The 13,233-nt window shown below is 73.4% G+C and carries 7 protein-coding genes; 3 read left to right on the top strand and 4 right to left on the bottom strand.

What is annotated here, in order from left to right; translation table 11 throughout:
- Nucleotides 1-208: 208 nt before the first annotated feature.
- The 3 genes from BL253_RS29745 to BL253_RS29735 all read left to right on the top strand — a co-directional run bounded on the left by BL253_RS29745 (nucleotide 209) and on the right by BL253_RS29735 (nucleotide 6,438).
- Nucleotides 209-3,031 carry a WD40 repeat domain-containing serine/threonine protein kinase gene (locus tag BL253_RS29745; protein ID WP_241835270.1) on the top strand — a complete coding sequence of 941 codons (2,823 nt, stop codon included), beginning with the start codon at nucleotides 209-211 and terminating at the stop codon, nucleotides 3,029-3,031.
- A 259-nt stretch (nucleotides 3,032-3,290) separates the two neighbouring features.
- Nucleotides 3,291-5,870, top strand: a complete 2,580-nt coding sequence (locus BL253_RS29740) for an Hsp70 family protein (protein WP_076820625.1) — start codon at nucleotides 3,291-3,293, stop codon at nucleotides 5,868-5,870.
- A 103-nt stretch (nucleotides 5,871-5,973) separates the two neighbouring features.
- Nucleotides 5,974-6,438 carry a DUF5990 family protein gene (locus BL253_RS29735; RefSeq protein WP_076820624.1) on the top strand — a complete coding sequence of 155 codons (465 nt, stop codon included), beginning with the start codon at nucleotides 5,974-5,976 and terminating at the stop codon, nucleotides 6,436-6,438.
- Nucleotides 6,439-6,473: 35 nt separating this feature from the next.
- On the opposite strand, the gene BL253_RS29730 is transcribed toward BL253_RS29735, so the two are convergent.
- The 4 genes from BL253_RS29730 to BL253_RS29715 all read right to left on the bottom strand — a co-directional run bounded on the left by BL253_RS29730 (nucleotide 6,474) and on the right by BL253_RS29715 (nucleotide 12,710).
- Complete coding sequence (locus BL253_RS29730) at nucleotides 6,474-7,286, bottom strand: class I SAM-dependent methyltransferase (RefSeq protein ID WP_076820623.1); 813 nt, start codon at nucleotides 7,284-7,286, stop codon at nucleotides 6,474-6,476.
- A 150-nt stretch (nucleotides 7,287-7,436) separates the two neighbouring features.
- Complete coding sequence (meaB, locus tag BL253_RS29725) at nucleotides 7,437-8,483, bottom strand: methylmalonyl Co-A mutase-associated GTPase MeaB (protein WP_274535271.1); 1,047 nt, start codon at nucleotides 8,481-8,483, stop codon at nucleotides 7,437-7,439.
- A gap of 4 nt (nucleotides 8,484-8,487) precedes the next feature.
- Nucleotides 8,488-10,803, bottom strand: a complete 2,316-nt coding sequence (gene scpA / locus BL253_RS29720) for a methylmalonyl-CoA mutase (RefSeq protein WP_076820622.1) — start codon at nucleotides 10,801-10,803, stop codon at nucleotides 8,488-8,490.
- Nucleotides 10,803-12,710, bottom strand: a complete 1,908-nt coding sequence (locus BL253_RS29715; RefSeq protein WP_076820621.1) for a methylmalonyl-CoA mutase subunit beta — start codon at nucleotides 12,708-12,710, stop codon at nucleotides 10,803-10,805. The genes scpA and BL253_RS29715 overlap by 1 nt, the downstream gene beginning before the upstream one ends.
- Between the last annotated feature and the right edge of the window lie 523 nt (nucleotides 12,711-13,233).

Genomic DNA, 13,233 nt, shown 5'->3' with positions numbered 1-13,233 from the left:
CGGTTGCCTGTGCTATCGCGGTACTCGCCAGGTTCGACGCGGCGTAGCGTGTTGACCAGTGCCGGGGAAGGTCGGCGGCACAACCACCATGGTCGGACATCCCAATCCAGGGGCTGCCTTCCAGGCTGGGGGGGAGCGTCGTCGCACGTCGACGTCGTCACCGACGACGCGACTAGTGTGACGCTGCGTCCAGGCGGGAGGCAATCCGGTGGCGGGATCGACTCCACCCCCGGTGTCCGGGAATGCCCCGACCCCACTGAGCGCCGCCGACCCTCGGCGACTGGGCCCGTACGAGATCATCGGCCGCCTGGGCCAGGGCGGCATGGGGACCGTGTTCCTTGGCCGGTCCCCCGAGGGTACTCCTGTCGCCATCAAGGTGATCAAACCGGAGCTGGCCGAGGCGCCGGAGTTCCGCGGCCGGTTCCGGCGCGAGGCGGAGAGCGCCCGCCGGGTCCGTCGGTTCACCACCGCCGCCGTGCTCGACGCCGACCCTGACGGGCCGAATCCCTACCTGGTCACGGAGTACGTCGAAGGCCCGACGCTGTCGAAGATGGTCGCCCGGCGCGGCCCGATGCGCCCGGCCGACCTGGAGCAGCTGGCGCTGTCCGTCGCGACCGCGCTCTCGGCCATCCACGCCGCCGGCATCGTGCACCGAGACCTGACGCCGGCGAACGTGCTGCTCTCCCCCGTCGGGCCAAAGGTGATCGACTTCGGCCTGGCGCGTGACTTCGAGGGATCCGGCGAGTTCAGCCGCACCGCGCGGCACGCGATCGGCACTCCTGGCTACATGGCGCCCGAGCAGATCCTGGACTCCCCGGTGACCTCCGCGGCGGACATCTTCGCCTGGGGCGCCATCACGATCTTCGCCGCGACCGGCCGGGCGCCGTTCGGCGAGGGCCGGATCGAGGCGTTGCTCTACCGGATCCTCTACGAGCCCGCGAACATCGACGGTGTTCCCGCCGAGCTCGCGCCGCTCGTCGACGCCGCCCTGCAGAAGGAGCCGGAACGGCGCCCGACGGCCGAGGCGCTGCGCGCCGCGCTGATGAGCGGCGGCGACCTCGTGCCGGGCGCCGCCGCCTCGGCGGCCGGCCTGGCGGCCCCGCCGGCCTCGGGCAGAGAGGCGGGTGGCGAAGCGGGCGAAGGCTCGCGCCGCCGCCGCGGCCACCTGTTCAGCCGCGCCGGCCGGGGCCCGGCGGCTGAGGAGCCGCCCGTCACCGCCACGCCCGGATCGTCGCCGCGGTCGGGACCGGCCAGCGTCGCGACCGGCCTGCTCACCCCGCCACCGGCGACGACGTCCAGGCCGCCCGCGACCACGTCCCGCGCGCCATCGACCCCTGGCCCGACAGCTACGCCCGGTCCGGCGGCGACGCCGGGCCGGACAGCGACACCCGCCTCCCCGCCGCCCGCGCCGCCGGGCTCGGCCGGCCCGGCCGCCAGGTCGGGCGGTCCGGTGAGCCCGCCGTCGCGCGGCCCAGGTGCTCCGCGATCCCAGCCGCCCGCCTCGCCCGCGCCAGGTGGCCCGCCGGGTGCGCCCCTCTCGCCGGTGCCCGTCGCCAGCCGGGGGCCGGAAGCCCGCTCGGGCGCCTGGTCCGGCCCGGGCGGCGGGCCCGCGCCGACGGTCAGCCGCCAGGCACCGCCGACCTCGCTGACCGGCGGCGCGGGAGCCGCCGGCGGCCAGCCAGACGAGGGTCACGACGGCGCCAGCCAGCGTCCGGGCCGGCGTAAGGCGCTCCTCGTCATCGCGGGGCTCGTGGTGCTCGCGGTCGCGGCCGTCACGATCCCGCTGGCGATCGGGAGCGGCGGCGGTGACGGCGGCGGCTCCGCGGCGAACCGAGCCGAGCTTTCCACCGGCCTCGCCCAGCAGGCCGCCGCGGTCCGGGCAGGCGACCCGGCCAAGGCGAAGCGGCTCAGCCTCGCCGCCTACCGGATCGCGCCGACCGAGGCGGCCTCGGCGGCGATGATCGCGTCGTTCACCGCGGACTCCTGGGCCGCGCTGCCCGGATCCGCCGCGGCCTACACCGGCGACGCGCTCTCCGCCGATGGCAGGCTCGCCGCCGCGACCGACAACGCCGGCCACCTGCGGCTGTGGGACCTGTCGAACCCGGCCAGCCCCACGCAGGTCGCCGACGTCCCGACGTCCGGCGCCGGCGCCGGACCGACCGCGGCCGGCCCGCGCTTCCTTCCCGCCGGCGGCCTGGTGACCGGCGGCGAGACCGGCCATACCTGGGACCTGACCGACCCGCACGCGCCCAACCTGCTTGCCGAGGTCGCCCCTCAGGTGGGCCAGGTGGTGCGGCTGGCGCTCTCGGGCAACGGCAAGCTGCTCGCGACGACAGACATGGAGCAGCAGATCGACCTGTGGGACGTGAGCGACCCGGCCAAACCGCGCCACCTGCGGCCGTTGCGAAGCACCGGGCTGACGACCGACGTCGCRCTCAGCCCCGACGGACGCACCCTGGCGATCGCGGGGGTGGGTGGCACGGTTAGCCTCCGGGACATCACCGATCCGATGAACCCGGTCGATCGTGGCCAGACGGCGGGGGGACTGGTAGGCCAAGTGAACGCGGTCGCGTTCCTGCCTGATGGCAAGCACCTGGTTACCGGAAACGACGACGCGACCGTACGGCTATGGGACGTCACCGACCTGGCGAACCCGAAGCAGGTGGGCCAGGAGTGGCGCGGGCACAAGTCCGGCGTACTCGACGTCGTGCCGGTCGGGAGGACCCTGGTCGCGAGCACGGACGCCAGCGGCGCGCTGCTCGGCTGGGACCTCGGCGCCGGATCGTCCAACCCGACGCCCGTGTCACTCGACGGTCAGGTGGCGCCCCGCTATGCGGCCGCCGACGGCGGCGGGAAGTGGCTGCTCAGCGCGCCGGCCGACGCCTCGGCCGGCGAGGTGACCCTCGGCTCGACCGACCCGGCCCAGCTCGTGAAGGTCGCCTGCGGGACGCCCGCGAACCGGATGAGCGCCACCGAGTGGACAAGCCTCATCACCGGCCTGGCCTACGAGGATCCCTGCGCCGGCAGATGACGAACGACGGACGGGGCGGAAAACGACGGACGGGGCGGAAGCAGTGAAATGACGAGCCTGGCGCCGAAAGGCGCCAGGCACGCGGTAGCGGGAATTCTCCAGGACAGTAGACGGCGGCCGGCACGCGCAAACAGGCCGGTCGCCGCCGAAAGCACTCGATCGTGTTGACTCACCAATTGAACAGCCAACCGGGGAACGCTGCCGGAGCCGCCATGACCGTGGCCCCGGCGTGAGGCGGCAGGAAGCACAKGGGATAGCCATGGGCTACCAGCTCGGCATCGACATCGGCACAGCCAACACCGTCGTCGCCATTTCGGACGGAGACTGGCCGCAGGTACTCACGGTCGCGGGCGGCCCGTCCATACCGACGGTGCTCCATTTCCCACCGACCGGCACGCTCTCGTTCGGCCGCGCGGCCTCGCGGCGCGCACTGACCGATCCGGCGCGCGCGACAGAAGGATTCGTGCGCCGGGTCGGCGACTCCTCCCCCATCATGATCAGTGGCGGTGCATACGCGCCGGAGGGACTCGTCACCCGATTCCTGGACCGGGTCATCGCGACGGCGGCGGAGACACGCGGGTCGGATCCCGACCAGGTCGTCGTCACGTTTCCGACGAGCTGGAACGCGCGACGCCGGGAGCTGTTCGCCGAGGCGCTGGAACGGCTCGACGTGCGCGACATCCGGGTGTCCGCCGCGCCGGCGGCCGAGGCGCTCGGCGCGGTGCTGGCGCGACGCGCGGCGACCAGGACCCCTGGCCGGCGCACCGACCTGGTCGCCGTCTACGACTTCGGCGCGGGCACCTGCGAGACGGCGGTGCTGTCGGTCACCGACTACGGTGCCGAGGTCGTCGGCTCGCCGACCGGGCTCGCCCACACCGGCGGCGTCGACCTGGACACGCTTCTGCTCGAGCACGTGCTGTCCGCCGCCGGCCAGGCCGCGGCGGAGCTGGACCGGTCCGACCCGGCGACGGTCACCGCACTCGGCCGGCTGCGCCACGAGATCGTCGCCGCCAAGGAGTCGTTGGCCGCCGACGACGAGACCTCCGTCCCGGTGACCCTGCCCGGTGTGTTCGCCTGGGTGACGCTGCGCCGCGAGGAGGTGGAGCGCCTGGTCGCGCCCGCGGTCGAGGACAGTGTGCGGGCGCTGGTCCGCACGGTGCGCTCGGTACCGGCGTCCGCCGAGTCGCTGTCGGCGGTGCTGCTTTACGGCGGCGTGGCGCGGATGCCGCTGGTCGACCGGCTGGTAAGGGCCGCCCTGCCCGGCGCCGCCCGCTTCGAGCACCGGCCGGCCGAGGACCTCGCGGTCGGGGCCGCGTTGCTGGCCGCCGGGCTCGCCGAGCAGTCTGAGCCGGTCGCCGGTGGCGCGACGGCGCTGATCGGCCCGTCGACGATGGAGCCGCCGGAGCTGTCGTCCTTCCCCGGGCTGTCCGTGCCGCCGGCCGGCACGACCTACGTGGCGCCTGGGGCCGACGCGGCGACGGCCGTCGGCGTCGGCGCCGGCGCCGGCTGGGACCCGGACTCGACGGCACGCCTCACGGCCGGCTACGACGCCTTCCCGGCGGCCGCCGCCAGCACCACCGCGGGCGCGGGCGCGACTGGCGCGGCGGCCTCCACCGCCGGTCAGCCGGACCAGCAGGGCCTCGTCTCGTGGGGCACCGGACCGGGCTCGGGGGCGCGCACGGTCGTGCACGGCGGGCCCAGTGGCGCTGGCGGAGCCGGTCGGCCCCCAGGAGGGCACGCCCCGCAAAGGCCAGGGAGCCGGTCGGCGCGCCGTTCGGGCGTGCTGGCCTCGCTGCGCACCAAGGCCGGCATCGCGGCCATCATCGCGGCGGTGCTGTTCATCGCCGGCGGCACCGCGCTCGGGCTCACGCTGACCAGCTCGGACAGCTCCGGCCCGACGATCACCGCGCAGCCGCCCAGCCAGCCGTCGTCGCAGCCGGCCACGGCCGCCGCGGCGACACCGCCGGTCGTGACCCGCAACCTGGTCCGGGTGGCCGACTCGAACGAGGTCGCGCCGATCAGTGAGCGCGCGTTCCAGGAGTTCCGCCAGTCCGAGTCCAAGGTGACGGTCGCCTTCGACCCGCAGGTCACCGACACCACCCAGGCCTTCACCAAGCTGTGCAACGGCGACGTCGCCATCGCGGGCACCTCCTACGAGCTGGATCCGAAGTTCGCGCCGAATCCGAGCTGCAAGGACCAGGTGGTCGGGTTCGAGATCGCGCACCACACCCTGCCGATCGTGGTGAACCCGGCCAACAGCTGGCTCGGCTGCATGAACCTCGACCAGCTCAAGCAGATCTGGGGAGCCGACTCGAAGGTCACTCGCTGGAACCAGATCGACCCGTCGTACCCGGACGAGCCGATCAACTTCGTCGGGCCGAAGCGCGACAGCGTGCAGGCGCAGGTGTTCAACGCCAGCATCAGCGGCGACAGCTCCAAGTCCCGGCCGTACACGACGACAGACCTGGCCGGCGTCGCGCAGACCGTGCAGAACGACCGGGACGCCATCGGGTATCTCGACTTCCCGACGTACAACCAGCTGGGCTCCAAGCTGCGCGGCGTGCTCGTCGACGGCGGGGAGGGCGAGGGCTGCCAGCCGCCGAACGCCATCACCGCCGGCAGCGGCGCCTACGTGCCGCTGTGCAAGCCGCTGTTCGTCTATGCCCGTGTCGACGCGCTGAAGGACCCGGCCACCGTCGCCTACCTGCGCTACTACCTGGAGCACGCGCAGACCATCACGACCGAGACCGGCTACGTCGGCCGCTCCAACGCCACCACCAAGTCCAACATCGACCGCCTGGGCCAGCTATCCCAGGGAGTGGGCCCGGTAACCGCCTAAGGCGGGAAGTTCACACCGGCGGCGGAGTTCTGTCTCACCTCGGTGAGAGGATTCCGCCGCCGCGCTGTTTTCGGACCCGTGTCGCGAGCGGAGGGACGAGCCCATGCTGATCCGCGTCGAGGGGTCGGACCTGCCGGGCCGGGCGTGYGCGGGCGGCCCCGGTTTCCCGGGATACGCGGACATCCACGTCGCCGTCCAGCGGCGGGGCCGGCCCGCCGACCTGCTCGGCCTCGTCCCGGGCGACGCCGCGGCGGCGGTGTGGACTCTCGAGTGCACCGCCACCACCACACCCGGCGGGATCGACCTCAGGGGCCCGCACATCCAGGGCCGCCCGGGTGAGCGCTTCATCTACCTGTCCTGGGGCGTGACCGACACGGCCGAGGGCGGCTTCGCGATGTTCCGGCGGGCCAAGCTCTGGCTGAACGCGGTGCCCGTCGACGTCCTCACCGCGGCCGTCGCGTCGGACCTCCTCGTCGGCCGCCTCGGCCTCACCGACCCAAAGGGCCACCCCCTGTGCGCCTCCGTCCGCCCACCCGTCATCACCTGGACCGCCGAGCCCCCCGCCTGACCACGAGGTCCTTGAACAGACAGGATTTTCGCCGGTCAGCGGCGGGGGTCGGTGGCGACGATGACGGCCATGGACGGGGCCCACCAGTAGGTGCAGTCGGCGGGTGGGGTGAGGCCGTCGACGACGCGGACGCCGAAGGCGCCGAAGTGGCGTAGCAGGGCGCGCTGGTGGCGGCGGGACACCGAGTCGATCTCGTTCGAGTAGTAGGTGAAGGCGCCGCCGTCGGCGAGATGCTCGGCCGCGGTCGCGAAGAAGTGCTCGGCGAACGTCGCCCCCCGCACGTAGTACTCGTCGACCTCCGCCTCGGTCAGCGGGTAGGTGTCGAACAGGATCCCGTCGTAACGGCCAAGTCCGCCGATGACGTCCTGCCAACGGCCCTCGATGATCTCGACGCCGGGGCGCTCGGCGGCCCAGGTCCTGGCCGTGTCGGCGACCTGGGGGTTCGCCTCGATGATGGTGTGCCGCGCCGCGCCGGCGTCCTGCACATAGCCGGCGGAGATCGCCATGCCGAAGCCCACCTCCAGCACCGAGCCGCCCGGCCGTGCCACGGCGCGCGCGAGCGCCCGCATCAGCGGATACTCCCAGGCCTGCATCACCTCCTGGCCGGAGACGACCAGCTCGTCGTCGGTCAGCCGGGGCACGGCCACGTCGATCGCCGCGTCGATGAGCGGCCGGGCGCTGCCCGCGACCATGCCGCCCGACGCGACGTCGAGCTCGGTGACGTCGGCGACGAACTCGTCGAGCGCGCGGCGCAGCATCAGCTCTCGCGGCTGCGCCGACATCGACCCGAGCAGTCCGTCCGAGACGACGAAGGTGACGTCGAACTTCTCTGCGTGCCGCTGGAACAACGGGGACCTCCCGGGCCACGGAGCAGGGCCGAGGGAACACTCACACGATCGCTCGCTGTCAACCCCCGCAAGCGGATCGTAGAACCAGCGCGCGGTTCGAGTACCGCTTTAGGGCGGAAGGTCCCGAGTCACGCGGGATCGCCGGTCCGGCTAGGGGCTGGCGGGATCGGCCCCGGGGACGGCGGGCTCGGCGTAGGCGGCGAGGATCGCGTCGGCGGCGAGGCTGGGGGTGAGCGTGCCCTCGCGGACGCGGCGCTCCAGGTCGGGGGTGAGCGCCCGGACCGCCGGGCGGGCGCGCAGGTCGGCGAGCAGCCGGTCGTGCACCATCGCCCACGTCCAGTCGACCTGCTGGCGGCGGCGTCTCGCCGCGAGCAGCCCGCCGGCGTCGAGCAGGTCCTGGTGGGCGACGACCTGGTCCCACACCTCGTCCAGGCCCCTGTTCTCGATCGCGGAGCAGGTCAGGACCGGGGCGCGCCAGCCGTCGTCGGGGGCGCGCAGCATCCGCAGCGCGCCGGCGAGCTCGCGGGCCGCCCGCTGGGCGTCGATCTCGTGGGGACCGTCGGCCTTGTTGACGGCGATGACGTCGGCGATCTCGAGGACGCCCTTCTTGATGCCCTGCAGCTGGTCGCCGGTGCGGGCGAGCGTCAGGAACAGGAAGGTGTCGACCATGTCGGCGACGGTCGTCTCCGACTGGCCGACGCCGACCGTCTCGACGAGCACGACGTCGTAGCCGGCGGCCTCCATGATGACGATCGCCTCGCGGGTGGCCTTCGCGACGCCGCCGAGCGTGCCCGCCGTCGGCGACGGCCGGATGAAGGCGTTCGGGTCGGCGGACAGCGTCGCCATCCGGGTCTTGTCGCCGAGGATGCTGCCGCCGGTGCGGGTCGACGACGGGTCGACCGCGAGTACCGCGATCCGGTGGCCGGCGGCGGTCAGCCGCGTGCCGAGGGCGTCGATGAACGTCGACTTGCCCACGCCCGGCACGCCCGTGATCCCGATCCGGCGGGCCTTGCCGGTGTGCGGCAGCAGCTTCACCAGCAGCCGCTGCGCCGCCGCCTGGTGGTCGGGCCGCCTCGACTCGACCAGGGTGATCGCCCGCGCGACCATCGTCCGGTTGTTCGCGAGCACCCCGTCGGCGTAGGCGTCGACGTCGACGAGATGGCGGGCGGCTGGCACTCGGGCGAGAACCTCCGTCACCGGCTCAGGCCGCGCCTGCGTCGTCGGCGCCGTCGGCGTCGGCGTCGGCGTCGCTGAGGTCGTGGCCGAGCTGGGCGGCGAGGATGCCGAGCACCTCGACGGCGGACTCGGCGACGCTCGTGCCCGGCGGGAAGATCGCGGCGGCGCCGGCGGCGCGCAGCGCCTCGTAGTCCTGCGGCGGGATGACGCCGCCGAAGGTCACCAGGATGTCGGCCCGGTCGAGCTTGGCCAGCTCCGCGCGCAGCTCCGGCGCGAGCGTCAGGTGGCCGGCGGCCAGCGACGACACGCCGACGATCTGCACGTCCGCCTCGACCGCCTGGCGAGCGACCTCGGCCGGCGTCTGGAACAGCGGGCCGACGTCCACGTCGAAGCCGAGGTCGGCGTAGCCGGAGGCGACGACCTTCTGGCCGCGGTCGTGCCCGTCCTGGCCCATCTTCGCGATCAGGATGCGGGGCCGGCGGCCCTCGGCCTGCTCGAACGCGGTGGCCATCGCCCGCGCCCGCCTGATCTCGGGGGACGGCCCGGCCTCGTCGCGGTACACGCCGGAAATCGTACGGATCTGCGCGGCATGCCGCCCGTAGACCTTCTCCAACGCGTCGGAGATCTCCCCGACGGTCGCCTTCGCGCGGGCGGCGTCGACGCCGAGCTTGAGCAGGTTGCCGTCGAGACCGGCGGCCCGGGTGCCCGCCTGGGCCTGTTCGGCGGCGCGGGTGAGGGCGGCGAGGGCGGCCTCGACGGCCCGCGGGTCGCGGTCGGCGCGCAGCTGGCGCAGCTTGGCGAGCTGCTCGGTGCGCACCGCCGAGTTGTCGACCTTGAGGACCTCGATGTCCTCCCCGCCGGTGAGGCGGTACTTGTTGACGCCGACGAGCGGCTGGCGGCCCGAGTCGATACGGGCCTGGGTGCGGGCCGCGACCTCCTCGATCCGCAGCTTCGGGATGCCGGCGTCGATCGCCGCCGCCATGCCGCCGCGCTCCTCGACCTCGGCGATGTGGCCCCAGGCCTTGCGGGCGAGGTCGTAGGTGAGCCGCTCGACGTAGTAGGAGCCGCCCCAGGGGTCGATGACCTGGGTGGTGCCGGACTCCTGCTGCAGGAACAGCTGGGTGTTGCGGGCGATCCGGGCGGAGAAGTCGGTCGGCAGCGCCAGCGCCTCGTCGAGGGCGTTGGTGTGCAGCGACTGGGTGTGGCCCTGGGTGGCGGCCATCGCCTCGACGCAGGTGCGGGCGACGTTGTTGAAGACGTCCTGGGCCGTCAGCGACCAGCCGGAGGTCTGCGAGTGCGTCCGCAGCGACAGCGACTTGGTGCTCTTCGGGCCGAACTCCTTCACCAGCCGCGCCCAGAGCAGGCGCGCGGCCCGCATCTTGGCGACCTCCATGAAGAAGTTCATGCCGATCGCCCAGAAGAACGACAGCCGCGGCGCGAACGCGTCGATGTCAAGGCCAGCGGCGAGACCCGCGCGGATGTACTCGACACCGTCGGCGAGCGTGTAGGCGAGCTCCAGGTCCGCGCTCGCCCCCGCCTCCTGCATGTGGTAGCCGGAGATGGAGATCGAGTTGAACTTCGGCATCTTCTGCGAGGAGTACGCGAAGATGTCCGAGATGATCTGCATCGACGGCTTCGGCGGGTAGATGTAGGTGTTGCGGACCATGAATTCTTTGAGGATRTCGTTCTGGATGGTCCCGGCCAGCTGCTCCGGGGCGACACCCTGTTCCTCGGCCGCGACGATGTAGAGCGACAGAATCGGCAGCACGGCGCCGTTCATCGTCATCGACACGCTCATCTTGTCCAGCGGGATGCCGTCGAACAGCTGGCGCATGTCGTAGATCGAGTCGATCGCCACGCCCGCCATGCCGACGTCGCCGGTCACCCGTGGGTGGTCCGAGTCGTAGCCCCGGTGGGTCGGCAGGTCGAACGCGACCGAGAGACCCTTCTGGCCGGCGGCCAGGTTGCGCCGGTAGAAGGCGTTCGAGTCGGCGGCCGTCGAGAAGCCGGCGTACTGGCGGATCGTCCACGGCTGGGTGACGTACATCGGCGCGTACGGCCCGCGCAGGAACGGCGCGATCCCCGGGTAGGTGTCGAGGAAGTCGAGGCCCGCGGTGTCGGCGGCGGTGTAGAGCGGCTTGACCTCGATGCCTTCCGGGGTGTCCCACGTCAGCGCGTCGACGTTCTTTCCGGTCGCGGCCTCGACGGCGGCACGCCACTGGCTCTCCTGCCGCGCGGCGGCCGCCCCGTCCGGGCCAGCCGACGGCGCGGCCGACGCCGACGGCGCGGCGAGGCCGAGCTCGACGTCGGCGAAGTCCGGAATCAGGTCCTTGCTGGTCATCAGGCGACCTCGGCCTTCGCTAGAGCGGAGCGCAGGACGTCGACCGCGTCGCAGCCGGTGAAGACGTAGCCGCCGATCCCGGCCGCCTCGTCCGACGCCGCCCGTTCCCCTGCCTTGCCCGCCAGCCAGATATGGGTCGCGCCGGCGGCCCTGAGGGCGGCGGCCACGGGCGCGGCGCTGGCCGCGTACACCTTGTCCGACGCGCACAGGCAGGCGATCTTCGCGCCGGACGCGGTGAACGCCGCGGCGATCGCCGCCGGGTCGTCGCCGGGACCCGCGTTCGGGGTGTCGAACCCGCCGGCCTGGAAGAGGTTCGCGGCGAACGTCGCGCGCGGGGTGAAGTTCGCGAGCGAACCGATCGTCGCGAGGAACGCGACCGGCCGGGTGCCGGTCGCCGCGAGCTCGGCGTCCGCGCGGGCGCGCAGGTCCTCGTAGTCCTCGTCGTAGTGCCGGACGGGCAGCCCGCCGGTCAGGGCCTGCTCCGGCGCCGGGAGGCGGGCGGGCAGCGTCTCGGCGACGTTCGGGAACTCGCTGACGCCGGTCAGCGGCGCGCGGCGCAGCGCCAGGTCCTCCCGGCGGCGCGCCCAGGTGGCGTCGAGCCGGTCGCCGACGAGACCACTCGCGAGTGCCGCCGCCATCCCGCCGGCCCGCTCGATCTCGGTGAAGAACGCCCAGGCGGCCTCGGCGAGCTGGGCCGTCAACGCCTCGACGTACCAGGAGCCGCCCGCCGGGTCGATCACCCGGGTCAGGCTCGACTCCTCCTGCAGCAGCACCTGGATGTTGCGGGCCAGCCGGCGGGACGTGTCGTCCGGCAGGCCCAGGCGCGCGTCGAACGGCAGCACGGTGACCGCGTCGGCCCCGCCGACGCCGGCGGCGAACGCGGCGATCGTCGTGCGCAGCAGGTTCACATACGGGTCACGCCGCGTCATCATCGCCGACGACGTGACGGCGTGCTGCCGCTGTGCGCGGTCGGCCTCGGCCGCGCCGCAGACCTCGGCGACGCGGGCCCACAGCAGCCGGGCGGCGCGCAGCTTCGCGATCGTCGAGAACTGGCCCGCGGTCGCGGCGTACCGGAACTCGAGCTGGCCGAGCGCGCCGGCGACGTCGAAGCCGGCCGCGGTGAGCGCCCGCAGGTAGGCGACGCCCGTGGCCAGCGACGCGCCGAGCTCCTGCGCGTCGCTGCCGCCCGTGTCGTGGTACGGCCTCGCGTCGACGACGAAGGTCCGGATCCCCGGGTAACTGGCGGCGACTCGGTCGGCGAGCCGTGACGCCTCGTCCAGATGAGCCGTCACCGCCTCGCCCGCGAGGCCGGTCCGGGCCGCGTGGCCGAGCGGGTCGGCGCCAAGCGTCCCCGCCAGCACCGACGGAGCGACCCCGCGGGCAGCCGCCAGCGCGAGCAGCACGTCGGCCGCGGCGGTCGCCGTCACCGCGTCGCCGCCGGTGTCGAGCACGATGGGCGCCAGGTCAAGGTAGACGTCGCGCAGCACGTCCGGCAGGGCCTCGACGGCGATGCCACCGGCTGGCGCGAGCCGCAGCCACAGCGACGTGGCACCGCCCTCCAGGTCGGCGAGCACGGCCTCGGCGGTCGTCTTCGCGTCCGGGTGGGAATGCGCCGCCCGCAGGTCCCAGCCGCCGACCGCGCCCTCGGCGCGTCGCCCGCGGACGAACGGGGCGAGGCCGGGAACGCCGGCGTCGATGGGCACTCCGTCACCCGCTGTGTACAGCGGCTTGATCGCGAAACCGTCGTAGGTGGCGGTCGCGAGCAGGTGCTCCGCGTCGGCCGGGACAGCCTGCTCTCCGGCTGCTCCCGACTTGCGCAGAACCGCGAGTACCAGCTTCTGCCAGGCTTCTCGCGACGCCTGCGGGAACAGCGCGGCCAGCTCCAACTCGGCCGTGGGAACGGTCATGACCGGATCGTAGAGTCCCTCGCCCCGGGGATCCCGGAATGTACTCTCAGTCACAACCACTTGCGAGAAAAACCAAGCCCCGATGCCACCGGTCGGTCCGATTCCGACGCCTCCGACGGCCACCTCCGACACCACGGACGGTGGCCACCTCCGACACCACGGACGGTTCCGCCCCGCCCCGAGGTGATCCGCCCGAGGACAGCCCACGCCCCCCGGACCAGCCCCAGACGAGGACCAGCCTCAGCTCCAGACCCGCACCCAGACCCGCACCCGCACCCAGACCCGCACCCGCACCCGCACCCGCACCCGCACCCAGACCCGCACCCGCACCCGCACCCGCACCCGCACCCGCACCCGCACCGAATCATGGCTTCTGGACCTCTGGCTCTATCTTCCCATCGGGTGTGGCGCCCAGGACACCGCCTTTCGCCCCACAGGCCATGGCCCGATCTCATGAACCGAAGTGCTGACTCGGCCGAGCCGATCGGGCTGCCCGGCAGGTCGCCTACCGCGTCGGACTGGA

Source organism: Pseudofrankia asymbiotica, assembly GCF_001983105.1.
Lineage (GTDB): Bacteria > Actinomycetota > Actinomycetes > Frankiales > Frankiaceae > Pseudofrankia > Pseudofrankia asymbiotica.
This window is presented reverse-complemented; position numbering and strand designations above follow the sequence as displayed.

What these genes read in the sequence shown, in the direction of transcription:
- BL253_RS29715 (WP_076820621.1), bottom strand. Translation starts at nt 12,710, where the DNA reads ATGACCGTTCCCACGGCCGAGTTGGAGCTGGCCGCGCTGTTCCCGCAG.
- BL253_RS29740 (WP_076820625.1), top strand. Translation starts at nt 3,291, where the DNA reads ATGGGCTACCAGCTCGGCATCGACATCGGCACAGCCAACACCGTCGTC.